Source organism: Variovorax sp. P2_H12, assembly GCF_056403395.1.
On sequence record NZ_JBFUFO010000048.1, the window covers coordinates 1 to 21,810 of the forward strand.

At 70.0% G+C, this 21,810-nt stretch carries 24 protein-coding genes; 20 read left to right on the plus strand and 4 right to left on the minus strand.

All coding sequences use genetic code 11. The features are described 5' to 3' along the window. The 4 genes from AC1DYK_RS29635 to AC1DYK_RS29650 all read left to right on the plus strand — a co-directional run. Window positions 1–567, plus strand: a 567-nt coding sequence (locus AC1DYK_RS29635) for a uracil-DNA glycosylase family protein (RefSeq protein ID WP_478169563.1), incomplete at its 5' end; no start/stop codon positions are given. Further along, on the plus strand, window positions 564–1,388 hold the full coding sequence (gene pyrF, locus AC1DYK_RS29640) for an orotidine-5'-phosphate decarboxylase (protein WP_478169564.1): 825 nt from the start codon (window positions 564–566) through the stop codon (window positions 1,386–1,388). The genes AC1DYK_RS29635 and pyrF, both read left to right, overlap by 4 nt. A gap of 44 nt (window positions 1,389–1,432) precedes the next feature. Next, window positions 1,433–1,783, plus strand: coding sequence for a GFA family protein (locus tag AC1DYK_RS29645; RefSeq protein WP_478169565.1), 351 nt, complete (start codon window positions 1,433–1,435; stop codon window positions 1,781–1,783). Beyond that, window positions 1,780–2,316 (plus strand): GFA family protein, encoded by a 537-nt coding sequence (locus AC1DYK_RS29650; protein WP_478169566.1) that lies wholly within the window; start codon window positions 1,780–1,782, stop codon window positions 2,314–2,316. Before AC1DYK_RS29645 ends, AC1DYK_RS29650 begins: the two co-directional genes overlap by 4 nt. Here AC1DYK_RS29650 and AC1DYK_RS29655 read toward each other — a convergent pair. Continuing rightward, on the minus strand, window positions 2,258–3,094 hold the full coding sequence (locus AC1DYK_RS29655) for an IclR family transcriptional regulator (RefSeq protein ID WP_478169602.1): 837 nt from the start codon (window positions 3,092–3,094) through the stop codon (window positions 2,258–2,260). The two genes, AC1DYK_RS29650 and AC1DYK_RS29655, sit on opposite strands and share 59 nt — an antisense overlap. A 115-nt stretch (window positions 3,095–3,209) precedes the next feature. Between AC1DYK_RS29655 and AC1DYK_RS29660 the strand changes: the two genes are divergently transcribed. The 7 genes from AC1DYK_RS29660 (at window position 3,210) to AC1DYK_RS29690 (ending at window position 10,046) form a co-directional block, all read left to right on the plus strand. Continuing rightward, on the plus strand, window positions 3,210–4,169 hold the full coding sequence (locus AC1DYK_RS29660) for an MBL fold metallo-hydrolase (RefSeq protein WP_478169567.1): 960 nt from the start codon (window positions 3,210–3,212) through the stop codon (window positions 4,167–4,169). Window positions 4,170–4,173: 4 nt separating this feature from the next. Next, window positions 4,174–5,853 (plus strand): FAD-dependent oxidoreductase, encoded by a 1,680-nt coding sequence (locus tag AC1DYK_RS29665; RefSeq protein WP_478169568.1) that lies wholly within the window; start codon window positions 4,174–4,176, stop codon window positions 5,851–5,853. Between the two features lie 6 nt (window positions 5,854–5,859). After that, window positions 5,860–6,051 carry a DUF2783 domain-containing protein gene (locus AC1DYK_RS29670; RefSeq protein WP_478169569.1) on the plus strand — a complete coding sequence of 64 codons (192 nt, stop codon included), beginning with the start codon at window positions 5,860–5,862 and terminating at the stop codon, window positions 6,049–6,051. Window positions 6,052–6,070: 19 nt separating this feature from the next. Beyond that, window positions 6,071–7,375, plus strand: a complete 1,305-nt coding sequence (hmgA, locus tag AC1DYK_RS29675; protein ID WP_478169570.1) for a homogentisate 1,2-dioxygenase — start codon at window positions 6,071–6,073, stop codon at window positions 7,373–7,375. Beyond that, a complete protein-coding gene (gene fahA, locus AC1DYK_RS29680; RefSeq protein ID WP_478169571.1) occupies window positions 7,372–8,646 on the plus strand; it encodes a fumarylacetoacetase in 1,275 nt (424 codons plus the stop codon). The genes hmgA and fahA overlap by 4 nt, the downstream gene beginning before the upstream one ends. Before the next feature lie 88 nt (window positions 8,647–8,734). Further along, window positions 8,735–9,115: a DUF1622 domain-containing protein gene (locus AC1DYK_RS29685; RefSeq protein WP_478169572.1), complete on the plus strand. Its 381-nt coding sequence runs from the start codon at window positions 8,735–8,737 to the stop codon at window positions 9,113–9,115. Next, entirely contained in the window at window positions 9,102–10,046 is a 945-nt protein-coding gene (locus AC1DYK_RS29690; RefSeq protein ID WP_478169573.1) for a hypothetical protein, read from the plus strand. Before AC1DYK_RS29685 ends, AC1DYK_RS29690 begins: the two co-directional genes overlap by 14 nt. A gap of 161 nt (window positions 10,047–10,207) precedes the next feature. Here AC1DYK_RS29690 and AC1DYK_RS29695 read toward each other — a convergent pair whose 3' ends face one another. Together AC1DYK_RS29695 and AC1DYK_RS29700 are read right to left on the minus strand one after the other, a co-directional pair. Further along, window positions 10,208–10,654 (minus strand): acyl-CoA thioesterase, encoded by a 447-nt coding sequence (locus AC1DYK_RS29695; protein ID WP_478091831.1) that lies wholly within the window; start codon window positions 10,652–10,654, stop codon window positions 10,208–10,210. Window positions 10,655–10,698: 44 nt separating this feature from the next. Continuing rightward, a complete protein-coding gene (locus AC1DYK_RS29700) occupies window positions 10,699–11,613 on the minus strand; it encodes a LysR family transcriptional regulator (protein WP_478169574.1) in 915 nt (304 codons plus the stop codon). A gap of 127 nt (window positions 11,614–11,740) precedes the next feature. Here AC1DYK_RS29700 and gtdA point away from each other — a divergent pair, with 127 nt between their 5' ends. From gtdA to AC1DYK_RS29735, 7 genes are all read left to right on the plus strand, one after another. Continuing rightward, the gene (gtdA, locus tag AC1DYK_RS29705; protein ID WP_478169575.1) at window positions 11,741–12,811 is read left to right on the plus strand and encodes a gentisate 1,2-dioxygenase; all 1,071 of its coding nucleotides are present in this window, start codon (window positions 11,741–11,743) and stop codon (window positions 12,809–12,811) included. Window positions 12,812–12,880: 69 nt separating this feature from the next. Next, window positions 12,881–13,585, plus strand: a complete 705-nt coding sequence (locus AC1DYK_RS29710) for a fumarylacetoacetate hydrolase family protein (RefSeq protein WP_478169576.1) — start codon at window positions 12,881–12,883, stop codon at window positions 13,583–13,585. A 21-nt stretch (window positions 13,586–13,606) separates the two neighbouring features. Continuing rightward, the gene (locus tag AC1DYK_RS29715; protein ID WP_478169577.1) at window positions 13,607–14,827 is read left to right on the plus strand and encodes a 3-hydroxybenzoate 6-monooxygenase; all 1,221 of its coding nucleotides are present in this window, start codon (window positions 13,607–13,609) and stop codon (window positions 14,825–14,827) included. 39 nt (window positions 14,828–14,866) lie between these two features. After that, a complete protein-coding gene (locus tag AC1DYK_RS29720) occupies window positions 14,867–15,850 on the plus strand; it encodes a Bug family tripartite tricarboxylate transporter substrate binding protein (protein WP_478169578.1) in 984 nt (327 codons plus the stop codon). Window positions 15,851–15,919: 69 nt separating this feature from the next. After that, window positions 15,920–16,900, plus strand: coding sequence for a Bug family tripartite tricarboxylate transporter substrate binding protein (locus AC1DYK_RS29725; RefSeq protein WP_478169579.1), 981 nt, complete (start codon window positions 15,920–15,922; stop codon window positions 16,898–16,900). 182 nt (window positions 16,901–17,082) lie between these two features. After that, entirely contained in the window at window positions 17,083–18,429 is a 1,347-nt protein-coding gene (locus tag AC1DYK_RS29730) for an FAD-dependent oxidoreductase (RefSeq protein WP_478169580.1), read from the plus strand. Between the two features lie 92 nt (window positions 18,430–18,521). Then, window positions 18,522–19,403, plus strand: coding sequence for an acyl-CoA thioesterase (locus AC1DYK_RS29735; RefSeq protein WP_478169581.1), 882 nt, complete (start codon window positions 18,522–18,524; stop codon window positions 19,401–19,403). A 119-nt stretch (window positions 19,404–19,522) separates the two neighbouring features. On the opposite strand, the gene atpE is transcribed toward AC1DYK_RS29735, so the two are convergent. After that, the gene (atpE, locus tag AC1DYK_RS29740; RefSeq protein ID WP_478169582.1) at window positions 19,523–19,762 is read right to left on the minus strand and encodes a F0F1 ATP synthase subunit C; all 240 of its coding nucleotides are present in this window, start codon (window positions 19,760–19,762) and stop codon (window positions 19,523–19,525) included. A gap of 311 nt (window positions 19,763–20,073) precedes the next feature. Here atpE and surE point away from each other — a divergent pair, with 311 nt between their 5' ends. Next, the gene (gene surE / locus AC1DYK_RS29745) at window positions 20,074–21,024 is read left to right on the plus strand and encodes a 5'/3'-nucleotidase SurE (RefSeq protein WP_478169583.1); all 951 of its coding nucleotides are present in this window, start codon (window positions 20,074–20,076) and stop codon (window positions 21,022–21,024) included. Between the two features lie 10 nt (window positions 21,025–21,034). After that, a complete protein-coding gene (locus AC1DYK_RS29750) occupies window positions 21,035–21,742 on the plus strand; it encodes a hypothetical protein (protein ID WP_478169584.1) in 708 nt (235 codons plus the stop codon). The last annotated feature ends 68 nt before the right edge of the window (window positions 21,743–21,810 follow it).

The window sequence follows — 21,810 nt, forward strand, 5'->3', positions numbered from 1 at the left end:
GCCTCGCACGGCGCGGCCGTGCTGGCCGAGGCCGCGCGGCGCGTCTGCGGCGACCCCGCGGCAAGCCCGCAGGGCGGCTGGCTGATCGTGGCCGACATGCCGCCCGAACTCGATGGCCGGCACGGCGAGCCCTTCGAAGGCGACGCTGGAAGGCTGCTCCACAACATGCTGAACGCGCTGCAGCTGCATGGCGGACCCGCGCCGGTGCACCTGATGCGCACGCACCGCGGCGTCGCCGCGGGCCAGCGCGCCAGCCCGCGGCCGMTCGGCGACGTGCTGGCCGAGAGCATCGACGCCCTGGCGCCCCGCGTGGTGCTCGCGATGGGCCCGCTGGCGGCGCAGAGCCTCATGCAGAGCGCCGATCCGCTCGGCAGGCTGCGCGGCCGCGTGGTCCCGATGGACCTGCCGGGCGTGCAGGCGACACCGGTCGTCGCCACCTACCACCCGGCCTACCTGCTGCGCAACCCGGCCGACAAGGGCCGGGCCTGGGCCGACCTCTGCCTGGCGGCAGAGCAGGTTGGGCACTCCGCGGGTGGTGGCGGTCAGCCGCCTAAAATTGGTCCATGACCTTCCTGGACAAGCTGCGCGCCGCCGAGCGCCAAAACGGCTCGCTGCTGTGTGTCGGCCTCGACCCCGAGCCGACCAAATTCCCCGCCGGGCTCAAGGGCGACGCCAGCCGGATCTACGAGTTCTGCGCCCGCATCGTCGACGCCACGGCCGACCTGGCGATCGCCTTCAAGCCCCAGATCGCCTATTTCGCCGCGCACCGGGCCGAGGGGCAGCTCGAGCAACTGATGGAACACATGCGCCGCAACGCGCCCCAGGTGCCGGTGATCCTCGACGCCAAGCGCGGCGACATCGGCTCGACCGCCGAGCAGTACGCGCGCGAGGCCTTCGAGCGCTATGGGGCCGATGCCGTCACGCTGTCTCCGTTCATGGGCTTCGACTCCGTCGAGCCCTACCTGCGCCACCAGGGCAAGGGCGCCTTCCTGCTGTGCCGGACCAGCAATCCGGGCGGCGCCGACCTGCAGGGCCAGCGGCTGGCGGGGATCGAGGGCGAGCCCTTCCTGTATGAGCATGTCGCCAGGCTGGCGCAGGGCCCCTGGAACCTCAACGGCCAGTTGGGCCTGGTGGTCGGTGCCACCTACCCGGCCGAAATCGAACGCGTGCGCGCGCTCGCACCCACGGTGCCGCTGCTGATTCCCGGCGTCGGTGCCCAGGGCGGCGACGCGGTCGCCACGGTCCGCGCCGGCTGGCGTCCGGACGCGCCGATCGTGGTCAATTCATCGCGTGCCATCTGCTACGCCTCGGCCGGCGAAGACTTCGCCGAGGCCGCCCGGCGCGAGGCCCTGCGCACCCGCGACGCGCTCCAGGCCGCCAAGCCCTGAGCGGGTGTAATCTGCGGGGCCCGAAAAGCCACGGAGACTCCCCGATGACCTACCAAGGAAGCTGCCACTGCGGCCGGATCGCCTTCGACGTCGAAGGCGAGCTCCAGGGTGCGCTGGCCTGCAACTGCTCCATGTGCCAGCGCAAGGGTTCGCTGCTGTGGTTCGTCCCGCGCACGCAGTTCACCCTGCGCACGCCCGAGGACGACAACATGGGCACCTACCTGTTCAACAAGCACGCGATCCGGCATCGCTTCTGCAAGACCTGCGGCATCCATCCCTTTGCCGAGGCGACCGATCCCAAGGGTCAGCCGATGGCCGCGGTCAACATCCGCTGTCTCGAGGGCATCGATCTCGAGGCGGTGCCCGTGCAGCACTACGACGGCCGCTCGCGATGAGCCAGCCCGAGGCGGGCGGGCCGGACCCTTTTCCGGTCGAGGGCGGCTGCACCTGCCGGGCCGTTCGCTATCGCATGGCCACGCGGCCGCTGTTCGTGCATTGCTGCCACTGCCGCTGGTGCCAGCGAGAGAGCGGCTCGGCGTTCGCGCTCAACGCGATGATCGAGGCCGACCGCGTGCAGCTGCTGCAGGGCGAGGTCGAGCGCGTGAAGACGCCCTCGGCGAGCGGTCAGGGCCAGATCGTGGCCCGCTGCCCGCATTGCCGCGTCGCGCTGTGGAGCCACTACGCGGGCGGCGGCGAAGCGATCAGCTTCGTGCGCGTCGGCACGCTCGACGCGCCGGACCTGCTGCCGCCCGACATCCACATCTTCACGATGTCCAGGCAGCCCTGGGTGCTGCTGCCGCCGGGCACGCCGGCGGTGGGCGAGTACTACCGCCGGTCCGAGCACTGGCCGGCCGGGAGCATCGAGCGCCTCAAGGCCTTGAAGACGCAGCCCCCAGCCGCTGGGACACCTGGTCCGCGCACGCCTTGAGCGCGAGGGCCACCTCGCCGTCCCATTGGGTGTCGAAGATCGCTTGCGGCCCGATGGCCGTGACGGCCAGCACGATCGCGCCGGTGTGGTCGAAGGCCGGCGCCGACATCGCGTTGATGCCGGGCAGGATCTCGCCCTCGGAGCGGCTCAGGCCGTGGGCCCGCACTTCGTGCAATTGCGCCTCGAAGGCCTTCCAGCCCGGCAGCGGCTGCACCGGCGGCATGCCGCGCCGCGGCGGTGCGGCGGCAACGGCGCCTTTCTGCTCGCGCTGGCGCTCCTGTTCGAGCAGCTCCCGGACCACCGCAGGGTCGAGGTAGGCACCGAACAGCCGGCCCGAGGCCGTGTCGGTCAGCGAGAACACGGTGCCGTGCCGCATGTTCACGTGCAGCGGCGCCGGCGATTCGGCGATGCGCACGATGGTCGCGCCGCGGTCGCCCCAGACCGCGATCGCCACCGTCTGGCCGATCTGCTGCGCCAGCTCGGCGATCAGCGGCGTCGCGATGTGCACCGGATTGGCCTGCTGCAGGCTGATCAATCCCAGTTGCAAGGCGAGCGGTCCGAGCAGATAGTGGCCGGTGGTGCGGTCCTGCTCGATCAGCCCGAGGCGGCCGAAGCTGACCATGTAGGGGTGCGCCTTGGCGGCGGACATCTCGGCCTCGCGCGCCAGGTCCTTGAGCGCCATTGGCCGGCCGTGGTGCACCAGGGCGCGCAGCAGCTGGCCGCCCACCTCGATGCTCTGGATGCCGCGTTGCGCGCGATCGGAGTCAGCCGCCATCAGGTTCCGTCATTCGTTGATACAGAAGGCATTAGACATTAACTGATCCTCGAATTACACTCCGCGCATTCGTTCCATGCGAATTCGTTCACTTTAGACAAATTTCAGGAGACCCACGATGACCGAGACCAAGAAATTCGCCAGCCAGGCCGATCTCGAAGAGAAACAGATCACCTTCAGCCAGATTTCGGAGCACGCCTGGGCCTACACGGCCGAGGGCGACCCCAACACCGGCATCATCATCGGCGACGACTGCGTGCTGGTGGCCGACACCCAGGCCACGCCGGCGATGGCCGCCGACGTGGTGCGCCGCATCCGCGAAGTCACCGACAAGCCCATCAAGTACGTGGTGCTCACGCACTACCACGCGGTGCGCGTGCTGGGCGCCGCGGGCTACAAGCCCGAGCACATCATCGCCAGCCAGGACACGCGTGACCTGATCGTCGAGCGCGGCGAGCAGGACAAGGCGAGCGAGATCGGCCGCTTCCCGCGCCTGTTCCAGAACGTCGAGACCGTGCCCCCGGGCATGACCTGGCCGACCATGACCTTCACCGGCCGGATGACGCTGTGGCTGGGCAAGCTCGAAGTGCAGCTGATCCAGCTCGGCCGCGGCCACACCAAGGGCGACACCGTGGTCTGGCTGCCCGAGGAGCGCACCCTGTTGAGCGGCGACCTGGTCGAGTTCGATGCCACCCCCTATGCCGGCGACGCCTACTTCCAGGACTGGCCGAAGACGCTCGACAACATCGCCGCGCTCAAGCCCGCCGCGCTGGTGCCCGGCCGCGGCGCCGCGCTGACCACGCCCGACGAAGTGGCCAAGGGCCTGGCCGGCACGCGCGACTTCATCGCCGACGTCTACGCGAGCGTGCAGGACGGCGTGAAGGCCGGGCGCGACCTCAACGCGGTCTACCAGGAGACCTACGCCAGGCTCAAGCCCAAGTACGGCCACTGGGTGATCTTCGACCACTGCATGCCCTTCGACGTCAGCCGCGCCTACGACGAGGCCTCGGGCCATGCCGACCCGCGCATCTGGACCGCCGAGCGCGACGTCGACATGTGGAAAGCACTCGAAGGCTGAAGCCATGGCAAGCCTCGCATCGACGGCCGGGGCGCCGGTCGACTACCAGTCCCTGCGCTTCGACTACAAGCGGCACGCCGACCAGGATGCGGCCGTGCCGGCGCGCCACCCGGTCGTGGTGGTCGGCGCCGGCCCGGTGGGCCTGGCGCTGGCGATCGACCTGGCGCAGCAGCAGGTGCCCGTGGTGCTGCTGGACAACGACTGCACGCTGTCGACCGGCTCGCGCGCGATCTGCTTCGCCAAGCGCACGCTGGAGGTCTTCGACCGGCTGGGCTGCGCCGAGCCCATGGTGGCCAAGGGCGTCTCTTGGAATGTCGGCCGGGTGTTCTTCGGCGACGAGCAGGTCTACAGCTTCGACCTGCTGCCCGAGCCCGGTCACGAGCGCCCGGCCTTCATCAACCTGCAGCAGTACTACGTCGAAGGCTTCCTCGCGGAGCGCGTCACCGAGCTGCCGCTGATCGACCTGCGTTGGAATAACAAGGTGGTGGGCATCGAGCAGGACGCCGACCAGGCGCTGCTGACCATCGAGACGCCCGAAGGCAACTACCGCCTGGCGGCCGGCTACGTCGCGGCCTGCGACGGCTCGCGCTCCAACCTGCGGCAACTGCTGGGCCAGGAGGCCAAGGGGCGCGTGTTCCGCGACCGCTTCCTGATCGCCGACGTCTCGATGGACGCCGACCTGCCGACCGAACGCCGCTTCTGGTTCGACCCGCCGTTCCATCCGGGCCAGAGCGTGCTGCTGCACAAGCAGGCCGACGGCATGTGGCGCATCGACTTCCAGCTCGGCTGGGACGCCGACCCGGTGGAGGAGCGCAAGCCCGAGAGGATCATCCCGCGGGTGCGCGCGCTGCTCGACAGCATCGGCCACGAGCGGGTGCAGTTCGACATCGGCTGGGCCAGCGTCTACACCTTCGCCTGCCAGCGCATGGAGCACTTCCGCCACGGCCGCGTGCTGTTCGCCGGCGATTCAGCGCACGGCGTGTCTCCCTTCGGCGCCCGCGGCGCGAACTCCGGCGTGCAGGATGCCGACAACCTGGCCTGGAAGCTGGCCGCGGTGCTGCGCGGCGAGGCGCCCGAAGCGCTGCTCGACAGCTACGCGAGCGAGCGCGAGTACGCGGCCGACGAGAACATCCGCAACTCGACCCGCGCGACCGACTTCATCACGCCCAAGAGCGAGGTCAGCCGGCTGTTCCGCGACGCGGTGCTGGAGCTATCCAAGCGCCATGCCTTCGCGCGGGCGCTGGTCAACAGCGGGCGGCTGTCGGTGCCGAGCACCTTGCGCGACTCGGCGCTGAACACGCCGGACGTCGATGCGTTCGCAGGGCTGATGGTGCCCGGCGCGGCGGCGGCCGATGCGCCGGTCGTCCGCGCCGACGGCGGCAGCGGCTGGCTGCTGCGCGAGCTCAGCCCGGCGGGTGCCGCAGCCACCCGCTTCACGGCCCTGGTCTTCGGCGAGGGCGCCGCCGCCGAGCGCAGCCTCGCGGTGCTGGCGCGCGTCGACGTGCCGCTGCACATCGTGCGCGTCGCAGGCAGCGGCGCCGGCGAACTCGCCGCCCAGCGCTACGACGCCCGGCCCGGCACCGTCTACCTGCTGCGCCCCGACCAGCATGTCTGCGCGCGCTGGCGCGAACCCAATCCCGAGGCCGTGCGCGCCGCACGCGACCGCGCACTGGCGAAAGGCTAGAACGCCATGGACCTGATCACCACCCCGAACCTCGACGCGCCCGACGACTTCTACGAAGCGCTGATCGAAGCCCACCAGGGCCTGTCGAGCGACGAGAGCCATGCCTTCAACGCCCGCCTCGTGCTGGTGCTGGCCAACCACATCGGTTCGACCGACGTGCTGCGCCAGGCCTTCGAGGCGGCCGCGCCATACCGTTGAGACTTCAAGAGAGCACACCATGACGAACGCATCCGCGGCCGAGCGCCGCTACCAGGTCGGCTTCGGCAACGAATACGCCACCGAGGCCGTCGCCGGCGCCTTGCCGCAGGGCCGCAACAGCCCGCAGCGCGCGCCCTTCGACCTCTACCCCGAACTGATTTCGGGCACGGCCTTCACCGCGCCGCGGCACCAGAACCGGCGTACCTGGCTCTACCGGCGCCAGCCCTCGGTGGTGGCCGGCCGCTACCAGGCCTATGCGCAGGCGCACTGGACCACCGGCGCCGATCGCGAGATCGCGCTGCCGCCCGAGCCGCTGCGCTGGGCGCCGATTCCGCTGACCGATGCCGATGTCGATTTCGTCGACGGCATGCACACGCTGGCGGCCAATGGCGACGCCGAGGCGCAATCCGGCATCGGCGCCCTGGTCTACCTCGCGAGCCGCTCGATGGAACGCCGCGCCTTCGTCAACGCCGACGGCGAGATGCTGGTGGTGCCGCAGCAGGGCCGTCTCGTGATCACCACCGAGATGGGCGTGCTCGACGTCAAGCCGGGCGAGATCGCGCTGCTGCCGCGCGGGGTGGTGTTCAAGGTCGAGTTGCCGGACGGGCTTTCGCGCGGCTATGTCTGCGAGAACTATGGCGCCCAGTTCCGCCTGCCCGAGCTGGGGCCCATCGGCTCCAACGGACTGGCCAACGCGCGCGACTTCCAGGCCCCGGTGGCGGCCTTCGAGGATGCCAGCGTGGCCTACGAGCTGGTCAAGAAGTCGGGCGGCCGCTTCTGGTCGGCGCCGACCAGGCAATCGCCCTTCAACGTGGTCGCCTGGCACGGCAACCTGGCGCCGGTGAAGTACGACACGGTCAACTTCATGACCATCGGATCGATCAGCTTCGACCATCCGGACCCGTCGATCTTCACGGTGCTGACCTCGCCCTCGGACACCCCCGGCACCGCCAACTGCGACTTCGCGATCTTCCCGCCGCGCTGGCTGGTGATGGAAGACACCTTCAGGCCGCCGTGGTACCACCGCAACCTCATGAGCGAATTCATGGGCCTGGTCTACGGCGAATACGACGCCAAGCCCGGCGGCTTCAAGCCGGGCGGCGCCAGCCTGCACAACTGCATGGTGCCGCACGGCCCCGACGAAGAGGCCTTCGACAAGGCCAGCCAGGCCAACCTGGCGCCCCAGAAGCTGGACCACACGCTGGCCTTCATGTTCGAGAGCCGCTGGCGCTTCATCCCCACCGCGTTCGCGCTGCAAAGCCCGGCGCTCGACAACGATTACGCCGACTGCTGGGCCGGCCTTACAGACCAATTCAAGCCATGACCATGCTGAACGCCACCCACGACCCGAAGCTGCGCAGCTGGGTCGCCTCTGCCAATGAGGCCGGCTGCGACTTCCCGATCCAGAACCTGCCGTTCGGCCGCTTCCGCGCCGCCGGCAGCAGCGAGGCATTCCGCATCGGCATCGCCATCGGCGACCAGGTGCTGGACCTGAAGGCGACCGGGCTGATCGACACCGACGACATGAACATGCTGCTGGCCCGCAGCGTTGCCGAGCGGCAGGCGCTGCGCGCCGCGCTCTCCGAAGGGCTGCGCGAAGGCAGCGCCAGGCAGGCCGAATGGGCCAAGGCCCTGAGCGCGCAGTCGGCGGTCGAGTTGACCGTGCCTTGCCGCATCGGCGACTACACCGATTTCTACACCGGCATCCACCATGCGACCACGGTCGGCAAGCTGTTCCGCCCCGACCAGCCGCTGATGCCCAACTACAAGTGGGTGCCGATCGGCTACCACGGCCGGGCTTCGTCGATCGGCGTCAGCGGCCAGCGCTTCAAGCGGCCGCAGGGCCAGACCAAGGCGCCCGATGCGCAAGCGCCCAGCTTCGGCCCCTCGAAGCGGCTGGACTACGAACTGGAACTGGGTTTCGTGGTCGGCCGCGGCAACGCGCTCGGCGAGCCGGTCGCGATCGCCGACGCCGAGTCGCACCTGTTCGGCGTCACCTTGCTCAACGACTGGTCGGCGCGCGACCTGCAGGCCTGGGAGTACCAGCCCCTGGGTCCGTTCCTCTCGAAGAACTTCGCCTCCACGCTGTCGCCCTGGATCGTCACCATGGAGGCGCTGGCGCCGTTCCGCGCCAAGTTCGAGCGCCCCGCCGGCGATCCGCAGCCGCTGCCTTATCTGGACTCGCCGGCCAACCGCGAGCGCGGCGCGCTCGACATCACGCTCGAGGTCTGGCTGCAGACCGAGAAGATGCGCGCGGCCGGCGAGCCCGCGGTGCGTCTCACGCGCGGCAACACCGTCGAGGCCGCCTACTGGAGCGCGGCGCAGCTGCTCACGCACCACACGGTGAACGGCTGCAACCTGCAGCCCGGCGACCTGCTCGGCTCGGGCACGCTGTCGGGCCCGAAGCCCGACGAGGCCGGTTCGCTGCTCGAACTCACGCTGGGCGGCAAGAATCCGATCACGCTGCCGAACGGCGAGCGCCGCACCTTCCTCGAGGACGGCGACACGCTGAGCCTGCGCGGCTACTGCGAGCGCGCGGGCGCGGCGCGGATCGGCCTGGGCGAGGTCAGCGGAACGGTGCTGGCGGCGGGCTGAGCGGCGCCCCGGCCCTCCCCTCACCAAAGGGCAGTTTGCGAAACGGCGTCCAGCGGGCACCATCGGGCGATCCCCCGAAAGTGTCCCCATGGAACAAGCGCTCCACCTCCTCGCCGAACGTCTGTCGCAGACGCTCCAGTTCATCACCATGCTGCTGCTCGCCTTCGGCACCGCGGCGGCGCTGTGGAATCTGGCGCGTGGCCTGTTCGCGGGCCGGCCGGCGTCCGCCGTCACGCTCGAGGTCTGGCAGGGACTCTCGCGCTGGCTGCTGCTGGGCCTGGAGTTCATGCTGGCGGCCGACCTGATCGACACCGCGGTATCGCCCAACTGGGACGACATCGGCAAGCTCGGCGCCATCGCCGCGATCCGCACGGTGCTCGGCTTCTTTCTCGGGCGCGACATCGAGCTGGCGCGCCGCATCGCGCAGGAGCCCGACGCGCCGGTGCCCAAGGCCAATGAAACGGCCTGAGGCGCTGTCGCTGCTGATGGCGTGCGCATTGGGGTCGACGGCCGCCTGCGCGCAGCAGAACCTGGACATCGTCGGGCCGCGCGTGCAGCAGCATGCCAACGCGGTGCTGGCGCTGATGTCGTACTCGGCGGTGCCGGACCTGACTTCGAGCAGCCTGTCGATCAGCAACCAGGCGAACGGCAATCCCGATGTCGTGATGTCGCAGCTCGGTGGCGGTTTCACGGTCAGCAAGAGCCTGCCGCTCTATCTGGAGGGAGCGGTCGCCTACAGCCGCTACGACCCGGTCTTCGTCGCCAGCAACGGCACCGAGTCACGCAGCCTGCCGGTGCGCTGGAACTCGCTCTCCGGCACCGCGGGCATCGGCTGGGACTTTCCGATCACCTCGGAACTCGCGTTCCGCCCGATCTTCAACTTCTCGCTCGGCAAGGTGGCCAGCGACCTGCAGATCGCCCGGGCCTACCTCGGCCATGTCACGGACCGGCAGCTCGATTTCCTCGACGGCGGCTCGCTCAACGCCTACGGGCTCGGCGGCGCAGTGATGCTCGACTGGGAGCACTACCGCGAGAACTACGAGGTCGATGTCGAGCTGCGCTATACGGACATCGAGCTCAGGTCCTATGGCAGCAGCAGCCCGGCGGTCGAAGGCAGCGCCTCGGCGCGCACCGCCAACGTCTGGGCGCGCTGGCGTGCCCCCACCGGCCTGCGCGCGCTCGACCGGCCGCTGCGCTATGTGCTGGAGTTCTCCCACTCGAGGTACCTGGGCAGCCAGGCCGACGTGCTGGGTTTCGACCGGCTGACCACCCTGGGCACCGGGCTCGAGCTCGACACCAGCGGCCACGATGTGTTCATCACGCGGGTGCGGGCCGTGCTGCGCTATGTCTTCGGCCACAACGTGTCCGGCGTGTCGCTGGGGCTGGCCGTGAGCTTCTGAGGGCGGCCCCGGGTCGCGCTGCGCCTCAGGCCGCCGCCGCGCGGGCTTCGACTAAGGGAGCGTGGGGGCCATCCAGGCCGGCGCCGGGCCGCCCCAAGGCGGCCTGCGGCCCCCTCGGGGGGCAGCGACCCACACGCAGTGGGGGAGCGTGGGGGCCACACTCAGGCGCCGATCGCCGCCCGGGTGGCTTCGAGGTGCGCCCGGGCCCGCTCGGCCAGCGCCATCTCGCCCGGCGTGCCGGGCGTGAAGCTGTCGACCGGCAGCGTCCGGCCGTGGGAATCGACCGAGACGAAGACCACCAGGCACTCGGTGGTCTTGTGCATCTCGCCGCCCTTCATGTCGCCGCTGCGGACCTCGACCGAGATGTTCATGCTGCTGTTGCCGGTGTAGGCCAGCCGCGCCTCGACCTCGACCAGGTCGCCGATCATGATCGGGCGGTGGAAGCGGATGCTGCCGATGAAGACGGTCACGCAGTAGCGCTTGGACCAACTGGTCGCGCAGGCGTAGCCGGCTTCGTCGATCCACTTCATGACGGTGCCGCCGTGGACCTTGCCGCCGAAGTTGACGGTGCTGGGCTCGGCCAGGAAGCGCAGGGTGATGGAGGACATGAGATGCCTGGGCGATGAGTGGATCGAGGGAGCGCCCGCGCCGATTATGCGAGCGCCGCGGCGTTTCCGGGAGCGAACAGCTGGGCCACCGTGCGGCGCAGCCACATGTTGCCGGCGTCGGCGTGGAAGCGCTCGTGCCAGTGCTGCTTGACCGCGTAGGAGGGCAGCGCGAAGGGCGGCTCCAGCAGCCTCACCGGCTCCTGCGTCGCCAGCACCTCGCCCAGGATGCGCGGCACGATCACGATCAACTCGGTGTGCGCGACGATCCGCGCCACGCTCAGGAAGCTGGACAGCCGCACCACCACGTCGCGCGCGAGGCCGAGGCGCGCGATGGTCTTGTCGACGATCGCATGGCCGGTGCCCGACGAGGAAATCACCGCGTGCGCCTCGGCCTCGAAGCGGCGGCGCGTGAGCCGGGCGCCGATGCGCGGGTGGTTGCGCGCCGCCAGGCAGACGAAGTTCTGCATGAAGAGCGTCTGCTGGTAGAAGCCGGCATCCAGCTGCGGCATGAAGCCCACGGCCAGGTCGACCTCGCCGTCCTCGAGGCGGCGGCCGCTGTCGGTCGAGATGATCTCGGTCTCCAGGTGCACGCCGGGCGCCTGCCGCCGCAGGTGGTCGATCAGCCCCGGCAGCAGCACCACCTCGCTGATGTCGGTCATGCAGATGCGGAAGCTGCGCCTCGCCTCGCCGGGCACGAAGCCGCCGCGGCTGCCGCGCGCCTGGTCGAGCTGGGCCAGCACCTCGCGCACATGCACGCTGAGCCGCTGGGCATAGGGCGTGGGCTGCATGCCCTGGGCGGTGCGGGCGAACAGGCGGTCGTCGAAATGGGCGCGCAGCTTGTTCAGCATGGTGCTGGCCGCGGCCTGGGCCATGCCCAGCCGGTCGGCCGCCTTCGAGACGCTGCCGGTCTTGTAGACCTCGTCGAAGACCGCGAGCCATTCGAGATCGAGCTTGGACATCGGAATTCCCCTGAAGAAGCCCCCATTATCCAAAAACGATATTCCAAGTATTGAGTGGAAGTCTTGAACAAATAGTGGTCGGGGCCAACAATGCGGCCTCGGCGCTCGACGCCAGGAGACACACCCCATGAACACCGCCTTGCCGGCCGCTCGCACCGACGGCGCCGAACGCCGTGCCTACTACGACCGCATCCGCCCGCTCCACCTGACGCCGCTGTGGGAGTCGCTGCACGCGCTGGTGCCGCGCGAGCCGCAGACGCCCTGCGTGCCGGCGCTCTGGCGCTACGACGAGATCCGGCCGCTGCTGATGGAGTCGGCCGAGCTGATCACTGCCGAGGAAGCGGTGCGCCGCGTGCTGGTGCTCGAGAACCCGGCGATCCCGGGCCGCTCGTCGATCACGCAGTCGCTCTACGCCGGGCTGCAGCTCATCATGCCGGGCGAGGTGGCGCCCTCGCACCGCCACGTGCAGTCGGCGCTGCGCTTCATCGTCGACGGCAAGGGCGCCTACACCACGGTCGGTGGCGAGCGCACCACGATGCACCCGGGCGACTTCATCATCACGCCCTCGTGGGCCTGGCATGACCACGGCAACGAAGGCATCGAAGGGGTGAGCGAGCCGGTGGTCTGGCTCGACGGGCTCGACATCCCGATGATCCGCTTCTTCGACGCCGGCTTCGCCGAGAACGACGACGCCCGCATGCAGCAGGTCGCGCGGCCCGAGGGCCACAGCCTGGCGCGCTTCGGCCACAACATGGTGCCGGTGCGTCACGACCACGTGTCGCCGACCTCGCCGATCTTCAACTACCCCTATGCGCGCAGCCGCGAGGCGCTGGCCCAGCTGCAGAAGCAGGAAGCCGCCGACGCCTGGCTGGGCCACAAGCTGCGCTACATCAATCCGCTGACCGGCGGCTCGCCGATGCCCACCATCGCGACCAACCTGCAGCTGCTGCCCGCGGGCTTTGCCGGCAAGACGCACCGCGCCACCGACGGCGCGGTCTACAGCGTGGTCGAGGGCCGCGGCACGGCCGAGATCGGCGGCCAGCGCTTCGATTTCGGGCCGCGCGACACCTTTGTCGTGCCGTCCTGGGCGCCGCTGCGCCTTGCCGCGAGCGAGGAAGTGGTGCTGTTCAGTTTCTCGGACCGACCGGTGCAGCAGGCGATGGGCGTGCTGCGCGAAGCCTTCCTCGACCACGCCTGATCCCCGGCGCCTTCGGGCCGCCGTCTTTTTCCTTCATCCATGTTGCCGCTGCGCGCGGCAGGAGTCTTCATGTCCTTCGTCGTTTCTCCTCCGGCCGTGGTCGGCCTCGCCATCGCCGGCTCGACCGAGCTGTTCCCGGTCCGCCGCGTCTACTGCGTCGGCCGCAACTACGCGGCCCATGCGCGAGAGATGGGTTTCGACCCGGACCGCGAACCGCCCTTCTTCTTCTGCAAGCCCAATGACGACGCCTCGGTGGTGCCGGTGCCGGCCGGCCGGGCGGTCGGCATTCCCTATCCGGACCAGACCGCCAACTACCACTACGAGGCCGAACTGGTGGTGGCGATCGGCACCGGCGGGCGTGACATCGCGGTCGGCGATGCGGTCCACCACATCTACGGCTACGCGGTCGGCCTGGACATGACGCGCCGCGACCTGCAGATGAAGATGCGCGAGCAGGGCCGGCCGTGGGAGATCGGCAAGGCCTTCGACTTCTCGGCGCCGGTGGGCCTGCTGAGTCCGCGCGCCGCGATGGGCGAGATGACGGCGGGCGCGATCACGCTCGAGGTCGACGGCGAAGTGCGCCAGAAGAGCGACATCCGCAACCTGATCTGGTCGGTCAGCGAGGTGATCGCCAACCTGTCGACCTTGTTCGCGCTGCAGCCCGGCGACCTGATCTTCACCGGCACGCCCGAGGGCGTGGGCGCGGTGCAGCGCGGGCAGACCATGCAAGTCCGTATCGACGGCCTCGAACCGATCGCGGTTCGCATCGACTGACATCCCCGCAGGAGACGCATCATGGGCACCCCTTCCAAGCACAAACCCACGGTCCTTGTGGTCGGCGGCGGCATCGGCGGCATGGCGGCGGCGCTGGCACTGGCGCGCCTGGGCATCGCCGTCGACCTGCTCGAGCAGAGCGCCACCCTCGGCGAGATCGGCGCCGGCCTGCAACTGGGCCCGAACGCCTTCGCGGCGCTCGATGCGCTGGGCGTGGGCGAAGCGGTGCGGCGCGGCTCGGTGTTCACCGACCGGCTGGTGATGATGGACGCCGTCGACTGCAGCGAGGTCGCCTCGGTGCCGGTCGGCGAGGCCTTTCGCGCGCGCTTCGGCAATCCCTATGCGGTCAGCCACCGGGCCGACCTGCACGGCGCGATCCACGAGGCGGTGAAGCAGCACCCGCTGATCCGCTTGCACACCTCGGCGCAGGTCGAGGCGCTGGATCTGGAGGAACGCCGCGTGACCGCGGTCACGCGCGACGGCCGCCGTTTCAGCGCCGACGCCATCGTCGGCTGCGACGGCGTCAAATCGGTGGTGCGCGCCAGGCTCATCGGCGACGCGCCGCGGGTCTCGGGCCACGTGGTCTACCGCGCCGTGGTGCCGGCCGCCGACATGCCCGAGGACCTGCGCTGGAACGCGCCCGTGGTCTGGGCCGGCCCCGACTGCCACCTGGTGCACTACCCGCTGCGCCATGGCGAGCAGTACAACCTGGTCGTCACCTTCCACAGCCGCGAGCGCGAGGCGTGGGGCGTCAGCGACGGCAGCAAGGAAGAGGTGATGTCGTACTTCGAGGGCGTGCATGCGCGCCCGCGGCAGCTGCTCGACCGCCCCACCTCCTGGCGCCGCTGGAGCACCGCCGACCGCGAGCCGGTGGCGACCTGGAGCGAAGGCCGGGCCACGCTGCTGGGCGACGCGGCCCATCCGATGATGCAGTACCTGGCGCAGGGCGCCTGCATGGCGCTGGAGGATGCGGTGACGCTCGGCGCCGCGGTCGAAGCCTGCGACCACGACCTGAGCGCCGCCTTCCGCCTCTATGCCTCGGCCCGGGTCGGGCGCACCGCGCGTGTGGTGCTGTCGGTGCGCGAGATGGGTCGTCTCTACCATGCCAAGGGCGTCGAGCGGCTGGTGCGCAACAGCCTCTGGACCGGTCGCACGCCCGAGCGCTTCTACGACGCGGTCGAATGGCTCTACGGCTGGAGCCCCGCGCACTGCCTCGACGACGGGCGCGCCGCGCCGACCTGATACAACGCCGTCGAACGATTCAAACCTCAAGGAAGTCGCATGAAATCCCTCCTCTCGCTGGTCGCCGCCGGCGCCACGGCCCTGCTCGCCGCCTCGGCCGCCGCCCAGGCGCCGGCCGCGGACTACCCGAGCAAGCCGGTGACCATCGTCACGCCTTTCGCGGCCGGCAGCGGCCCCGACGCGGTGCTGCGGCTGGTTTCGGACAAGCTCGGCCGGCTCTGGAACCAGCGCGTGCTGGTCGACAACAAGCCCGGCGGCGGCGGCTTCATCGCGATCGAACAGGCGCGCCGCGCCGCGCCCGACGGCTACACCCTGCTGCAGCTCGACAGCGAGCACATCGCCGCGCTGCCGCACCTCTACAAGTCGCGCAATTTCGTGACGCTTCAGCACTTCGACCCGGTGGCCTCGCTGTTCCGCACGCCCTTCTTCGTGGCCGTGCCGACCGACTCGAAGTGGATGCGCATGAGCGACCTGATCGCCGCCGCCAAGGAGAAGCCGGGGCAGGTCAGCTACGGCTCGTGGGGCGTCGGCAGCCCGGGCCACCTGGGTGCCCAGCAGCTCGAGGCGCTGTCCGGCACCCACATGCAGCACGTGCCGTACCGCGAGGTCTCGCAGCTGTTCGCCAACGTCGGATCGGGCGAGGTGGCGTGGAGCTTCGCGAGCCTGCCGTCGAGCCAGGGCATCTACAAGGCCGGCAAGCTGCGCTACATCGCGATCGCGGCGCCCAGGCGCATTCCCCAGATGCCGGACGTGCCGACCATGGCCGAGGCCGGCGGCCCGGCGGGCCTGGAGGTGAACTCCTTCGTCTCGCTGCTGACGCCCAAGGGCGTGCCGGCCGCGATCCGCGCGAAGATCAATGCCGATGTCGCCAAGGTCATCGCCGATCCCGAGATCCGGGCCCGCTTCGACACCTTCGCCTTCGAGCCGCTGGCCTGGTCGCCCGAGGACATCGAGCGCAACGCGCAAGCCAAGTCGAAGATCTACGGTGAGCTCGTGAAGCGGGGGAACATCAGCCTCGAGTGAGGTTTGATGACGTCTGGTTACAAGAGAGGGCTATCCTTCCATTCCCCAATTTCCCCCAACCGAGTCTCCATGCACCCCTCCAAGAGAGTCCTCCTGATCGCTGCCGCCTGCGCCCTCGCCGCCGGTGCCCTGCCGCTCTCCGCCTCGGCGCAGGGCGCGGCCTGGCCGACCAAGCCGATCCGGCTGATCGTCGGTTTCCCGGGCGGCTCGACCCCCGATATAGCGGCGCGCACCATCGCCGAGCCATTGGCCAAGGCCCTCGGCCAGCCGGTGGTGGTCGACAACAAGCCCGGCGCCTCGGGCAACATCGCGGCCGACCAGGTGGCCAAGGCGACCGACGACCACACGCTCGGCATCGTCATCAACGGCAACCTGACGTCGTCGAAGATGCTGTACCCGAAGCTGCCCTACGACCCGGGCAAGGACTTCACCTACCTGTCGCTGATCGCCACCGCGCCGCTGGTGCTGGTGGCCCAGAGCAGCCTGCCCACGGGCGCGGCCTTCTTCGACGCCGCGCGCAAGGGCGGCGACAAGTGGAGCTACGGCTCGGTCGGCGTCGGCTCGGTCGGCCACCTGGGCATGGAGCTGCTCAAGAGCCGCGTGCCGGGCCTGAAGGCCGAGCACGTGCCCTACCAGGGCAACCCGCAGGTGATGACCGACCTGATCGGCAACCAGATCCAGATGGCGCTGATCCCGCCCGGCGTGGCGCTGCCCCAGGTCAAGGCCGGCAAGGTCAAGGCGGTCGGCCTGACCAGCGGCCGCAGCACGCTGGCGCCCGACGTGCCGGCGCTCGCGGACGCCGGCGTGCGCGATTTCAACCTCGAGGTGTGGACCGCGCTGGTCGGCCCCGCGAGCCTCTCGAAGACCGCGCAGGACCGCATCACGAAGGAACTCGTGACCATCATGAAGTCGCCGGAAGTGCGCCAGAAGCTGTTCGAGCAGGGCTGGCAGGCGGTCGGCACCTCGCCCGACGGCATGCGCACCCGGGTGAAGGAAGAGGCCGCGATCATGTCCAAGATCATTTCCACGAACGGCATAAAACTTCAGTAACCCCCCAGCCTCGCCCACTGCGTGTGGCTCGGGCACCCCCCTGCCGGGGGCACTGTTGCTCGCCCCCAGGTTGGGCTCACTGCGTGTAGCCCGCCCACCCCCTACCGGGGGAAACACCAGCGGCCCGGCAAAGCCGGTTCCGCGGTGTTTCCCGAAGGGGATACGTCTTTTGGAGGCACTGTATGAATTCGATGTTGCGCGAACCTGCACGCGATCTGCCGGTCTTCGGCGAGTACGACGTCGTGGTGGTCGGCGGCGGGCCGGCGGGCATCGCTGCCGCCGTGAGCGCCGCGCATCACGGCGCGCGCACGCTGCTGGTGGAGCGCTACGGCTTCCTCGGCGGCATGGGCACGGCCGGCGGCGTGACCAATTTCGCCGGCCTCTACGGCAAGCGCAATGGCGAGATGACGCAGCTGGTGCACGGCGTGGTCGACGAACTGCTGGCGCGCCTCGACGCCCTGGGCGGACTCAACAAGCCGCAGGACGGCATGCAGGGCCGCATCCGCGTGCGCTCCTACGACACTTCGGCCTACAAGTGCGCGGCCGACCAGCTGCTGCTGGACGCCGGCGTGCAACTGCTGTTCCATGCGCTGGCCGCGGCCGTCGTCATGGACGGCCGCCGCATCGCCGCACTGGTGGTCGAGACCAAGTCGGGCCGCCAGGCGATCCGCGCCAACGCCTTCGTCGACGGCAGCGGCGACGCCGATGTCGCCGCCTTCGCGGGCGTGCCGTTCGCGGTCGGCGACGGCCAGGGCAGCGGGCTGTTCCCGTCCACCATGTTCCGGGTCGGCCACGTCGAGGCCGCGCCTGCGCTGGCGGCTGTCGGTGAATTCAAGGCCATCAACGACCTGATGGCGAAGGCGCGCGAGCGCGATCCCGGGGCCTACCGCTTTCCGCGCGAGGGTGCGATCCTGCGGCCGCAGATCGACCCGCGCGAATGGCGCGCCAACGTGACGCAGATCTGCAATGCCGAAGGCGGTGCGATGAACGGCGTGGATGCGCGCGAACTCAGTGACGGCGAGGTCGAGGGCCGGCGCCAGATCGGCGAATTCTTCCGCTTCCTCAAGGCCGAGGTGCCGGGCTTCGAGCAGTCGGCCATCGTCGAGATCGCGCCCCAGGTCGGCATCCGCGAGACCCGGCGCATCGAGGGCCTCTATGCGTTGACGGGCGAGGACATCCTGTCTTCGGCGCGCTTTCCCGACAGCATCGGCCTCAACGCCTGGCCGATGGAGATGCATGCGGCGGGCCGGATCGAATGGGCCTTCCCGCGCGACGATCGCCGCACCTACAACCAGCTGCCCTGGCGCATGCTGGTGCCGCGCGGCGTCGACAACCTGCTGGTGGCCGGCCGCTGCGCCTCGATGACGCACGAGGGCCAGTCGGCCGCACGCGCCAGCGGCGGCTGCTTCGTGATGGGGCAGGCCGCGGGCACGGCCGCAGCCACGCTCGGCGCCGCCGCCTTCGCCGCGGTCGACGTGCCGGCGCTGCAGCGCAAGCTGGCGGCCGACGGCGCCGACCTCGACCTCTGAACGTTGGCGCGAGCCGGGGCTGACCGCCGCGGGACAGCGCCTCGGCGATCTCTTTGTTATCGTTGCAGGCTGTCTTTTTCCCGCCTTCCCCGATGATTGATCCTGCCACCGCCTCCCGCGTCGTCGACGAACTGGTCGAACTGATGCGCCTCGAACCGCTCGGCAACGACCGCTTCCTGGCCCAGAGCGAGGACCTCGGCACGCCGGCGGTCTTCGGCGGCCAGGTGCTGGGCCAGTCGCTGATGGCGGCCAGCCGCACCGTCGAGGCCGACCGCCCGGCGCATTCGATGCATGCCTACTTCCTGCTGCCCGGCGAGCATGCGCCGATCGAGTATTCGGTCGACCGCGTGCGCGACGGCCGCAGCTTCACGACCCGGCACGTGGTGGCGCGGCAGGGCGAGCGCATCATCTTCGAGATGTCGGCCTCGTTCCAGACCGTCGACGACGGCGTCGACCACCAGATCGCCATGCCGGCCGTCGCCGGGCCGGACGGCCTGTCGAACGAGCGCGAGCAGCGCATGGCCCTCGGCGACCGCCTGCCCGAGCGCTGGCGCGTCAAGGGCCTGGCGCCCCATGGCCTCGAATACCGTCGCGTCGACCCCGACGACCTGCTTGCGCCGGCGCCGCGCCCGTCCGAAAGCGCGCTCTGGATGCGCGCGATCGCTCCGCTGCCCGACGATCCCAACGTGCATCGCGCACTGCTGGCCTATGCGTCCGACCATGGCCTGCTGGGCGCCGCCATGCGGCGCCATGGCCTGAGCTTCATGAGCGGCCAGGTGCGCCCCGCGAGCCTCGACCACGCGATGTGGTTCCATCGCGATTTCCGCATGGACGACTGGCTGCTCTACAGCCTCGACTCGCCCAGCGCGAGCGGCGCGCGCGGCCTGAGCCGCGGCAGCATCTTCACGCGCGACGGCCGGCTGGTGGCTTCCACCGCCCAGGAAGGCATGTTGAGAGTCCGGCGCGAACCATAGCGGCCGGCGCAGCCAGGCCCGTTGGTGAAACACCGCGGATCTGGCTTTGCCAGTCCGCTGGTGTTGCCCCCGGTCGGGGGTGGGCGCCCGACACGCAGTGCGGGCAACCTGGGGGCGAGCTACCTGAACGGATTGGCGGTCGCGAACCACAGGCCGATGCCGGTGGCGATGATGAAGGCGCTATCGGTGACGCCCGCGATCAGGAAGAACAGGGTCTGCAGCGTGTCCTTGAGTTCGGGCTGCCGCGCCGTACCCTCCAGCAGCCGGGCCCCGACGATGCCGATGCCTATGCACGAGCCCACCGCGGCGATGCCGATGAGCAGAGCCACTGCGAGGGGGAGGATGTCGAATCCGTTCATGATGCGCTTTCGTCGGCCATTGAAGTTCGGCCTGGTTGCTGCCGGCACCACCTCGGTCCCGGCTTGCATCCAATGTCGCGCAGCCCTTGCGCTGCGTCGATGACCTTGCAGGTCATGGCGCGCGGGCCACTCGATCGCGCGCATGACGCCTCGCGACATCGGAAGCTGCCACTGCGGTGTCGTGCGCGCGACAGGCGTGCACCGCCGGTGTCACGGCGAAGTCATTTGGGGCGGCCAACATCCGCGTCGCAACGCAACTCGCGGTGCCCTCGCCTCGTTGGCGATTCAAGCAACTTCGCACCAACCCTCCCATGAAACTACGTCTTGCCGCCACCGCGGCCTTGCTCGGCCTGGCCGGTCCGGCCTTCGCCCTCAACATCGTGCTGTCCAACGACGACGGCCTGACCAGCAACCTCAAGGCGCTCTACGAGGCGCTCAAGGCCGACGGGCACGATGTGATCGTGTCGGTGCCCTGCACCGGCCAGAGCGGACGCGGCGCCGCGATCGTGATGTACAGCACCAGCACGATCATTGCCGACAACGACAAGACCCAGATCGATGCCGAGGGCGGCTGCCACAACGGCGCCGCCGCCACCGGCGCGCCGGCCGTAGGCCCGTTCACCAAGGCCGGCTATACCGGCGGCGACTACAACTACGTGCACGGCACGCCCGTGATGGCCACGATGTACGGCCTCGACGTGCTGGCCAAGGCCCGCTGGGGCAAGGCGCCGGACCTGGTGCTGTCGGGCCCGAACGAAGGGCAGAACGTCGGGCGCGTGGTCAACAACTCGGGCACCGTGGGCAACGCCCAATTCGCCGCCGGTCGCGGCCTGCCGGCCATCGCCTTGAGCGCCGGCGCCGACACCACCGACAACACCGGCCTGGCCAATGCCTATTCCACCGTGGTGGCGCAGCTCTCGGTCAAGCTGGTCAAGGAACTGCAGGCCAAGGCGGGCACCGGCGCGCTGCTGCCCGAGGGCCTGGCGCTCAACGTCAATTTCCCCAATGCACCGACCGCCGGCTTGTCCTGGGCCTTCTCGCGCCACGGCAGCTTCGATCTGTACGCCCTGAAGTTCAACAACACGCCGCCCTACGGCATCGGCGGCGCCGCGGGCACGGCCCCCACCACGGCGCAGGCCGAGGACGAAGCGCTGGTGTCGAAGACAAAGGTTTCGGTGACGGCGATGCAGGTGGGCTTCGACCACCGGCCGGCGGGCCAGCAATGGCTGCGCCTGCGTCTGCGCGATCTGCTGAGCAAGTGAGATGCACCGCATGAATCGCACATTCGGATGGGTGGCCGCATGCAGCGCCGCGCTGCTGCTGGCGGCCTGCGGCGGCGGCGGCAACAGCAACGGGTTTCTGCCCGGAGCGACCACTCCCGCATCGACGACGCCCGCGCCGACCGGGCCTGCGGCCACGCCGAAGCTCAGCGTCGATGACCTGCCCACCGGCAGCTACATCGTCAGCACCGGCGATGCCGGCGCGCCCACGGTCGGCAAGTACTACGCCGCGGCGGACGGCAGCCGGCTGCTCGTGTTCGGCGACAGCGACGACCGGGCCAGGCAGGCGTACCGGCGCGACGCGGGCGGTGCCTGGGTCGGTGTGCCGGCCTCCGACAAGGACGTGGCCGTGACCCTGCTGCAGAGCCATGCCGTCGCGGACGCCGGCGTGGACGCCTCGAAGCTGGCCGGGCGCTACCGCACCCAGACGACGGCCGGCGTGGTGGCCGACTTCAGTGTCACGGCCGAAGGCGCAATCGTGGCCGGAAGCTCGGCCTGCAAGCTCTCCGGCAAGCTGTCGGCGGGCGTGCTGCCGAACACGCTGAAGCTCAGTCTCTCGGCCAGCACCGAGGCCTGTGGCGGCCTGCCGGCCACGGCCTCGGGTGTTCTGGCGCTCGACACCGACTACGCACCCGCGAGGTTCCGGCTGCTGGCCGACAACGGCTCGCAGCTGGTCGACCTCTGGGCCTACGCGGAGTAGCTTGGCTCGCCCCCAGGTCGGGCTCACTGCGTGTAGCCCTCCCACCCCCTACCGGGGGCAACACCAGT

Bases quoted from the DNA above. Each gene is read 5' to 3' on its own strand.
- AC1DYK_RS29650 (WP_478169566.1), top strand. From the start codon at position 1,780: ATGAGCCAGCCCGAGGCGGGCGGGCCGGACCCTTTTCCGGTCGAGGGC.
- AC1DYK_RS29670 (WP_478169569.1), top strand. From the start codon at position 5,860: ATGGACCTGATCACCACCCCGAACCTCGACGCGCCCGACGACTTCTAC.
- AC1DYK_RS29725 (WP_478169579.1), top strand. From the start codon at position 15,920: ATGCACCCCTCCAAGAGAGTCCTCCTGATCGCTGCCGCCTGCGCCCTC.
- AC1DYK_RS29735 (WP_478169581.1), top strand. From the start codon at position 18,522: ATGATTGATCCTGCCACCGCCTCCCGCGTCGTCGACGAACTGGTCGAA.
- pyrF (WP_478169564.1), top strand. From the start codon at position 564: ATGACCTTCCTGGACAAGCTGCGCGCCGCCGAGCGCCAAAACGGCTCG.
- AC1DYK_RS29695 (WP_478091831.1), bottom strand. From the start codon at position 10,654: ATGTCCTCCATCACCCTGCGCTTCCTGGCCGAGCCCAGCACCGTCAAC.
- fahA (WP_478169571.1), top strand. From the start codon at position 7,372: ATGACCATGCTGAACGCCACCCACGACCCGAAGCTGCGCAGCTGGGTC.
- surE (WP_478169583.1), top strand. From the start codon at position 20,074: ATGAAACTACGTCTTGCCGCCACCGCGGCCTTGCTCGGCCTGGCCGGT.
- AC1DYK_RS29665 (WP_478169568.1), top strand. From the start codon at position 4,174: ATGGCAAGCCTCGCATCGACGGCCGGGGCGCCGGTCGACTACCAGTCC.
- AC1DYK_RS29715 (WP_478169577.1), top strand. From the start codon at position 13,607: ATGGGCACCCCTTCCAAGCACAAACCCACGGTCCTTGTGGTCGGCGGC.
- AC1DYK_RS29685 (WP_478169572.1), top strand. From the start codon at position 8,735: ATGGAACAAGCGCTCCACCTCCTCGCCGAACGTCTGTCGCAGACGCTC.
- AC1DYK_RS29710 (WP_478169576.1), top strand. From the start codon at position 12,881: ATGTCCTTCGTCGTTTCTCCTCCGGCCGTGGTCGGCCTCGCCATCGCC.
- gtdA (WP_478169575.1), top strand. From the start codon at position 11,741: ATGAACACCGCCTTGCCGGCCGCTCGCACCGACGGCGCCGAACGCCGT.
- AC1DYK_RS29750 (WP_478169584.1), top strand. From the start codon at position 21,035: ATGAATCGCACATTCGGATGGGTGGCCGCATGCAGCGCCGCGCTGCTG.
- AC1DYK_RS29690 (WP_478169573.1), top strand. From the start codon at position 9,102: ATGAAACGGCCTGAGGCGCTGTCGCTGCTGATGGCGTGCGCATTGGGG.
- atpE (WP_478169582.1), bottom strand. From the start codon at position 19,762: ATGAACGGATTCGACATCCTCCCCCTCGCAGTGGCTCTGCTCATCGGC.
- AC1DYK_RS29645 (WP_478169565.1), top strand. From the start codon at position 1,433: ATGACCTACCAAGGAAGCTGCCACTGCGGCCGGATCGCCTTCGACGTC.
- hmgA (WP_478169570.1), top strand. From the start codon at position 6,071: ATGACGAACGCATCCGCGGCCGAGCGCCGCTACCAGGTCGGCTTCGGC.
- AC1DYK_RS29700 (WP_478169574.1), bottom strand. From the start codon at position 11,613: ATGTCCAAGCTCGATCTCGAATGGCTCGCGGTCTTCGACGAGGTCTAC.
- AC1DYK_RS29720 (WP_478169578.1), top strand. From the start codon at position 14,867: ATGAAATCCCTCCTCTCGCTGGTCGCCGCCGGCGCCACGGCCCTGCTC.
- AC1DYK_RS29730 (WP_478169580.1), top strand. From the start codon at position 17,083: ATGAATTCGATGTTGCGCGAACCTGCACGCGATCTGCCGGTCTTCGGC.
- AC1DYK_RS29660 (WP_478169567.1), top strand. From the start codon at position 3,210: ATGACCGAGACCAAGAAATTCGCCAGCCAGGCCGATCTCGAAGAGAAA.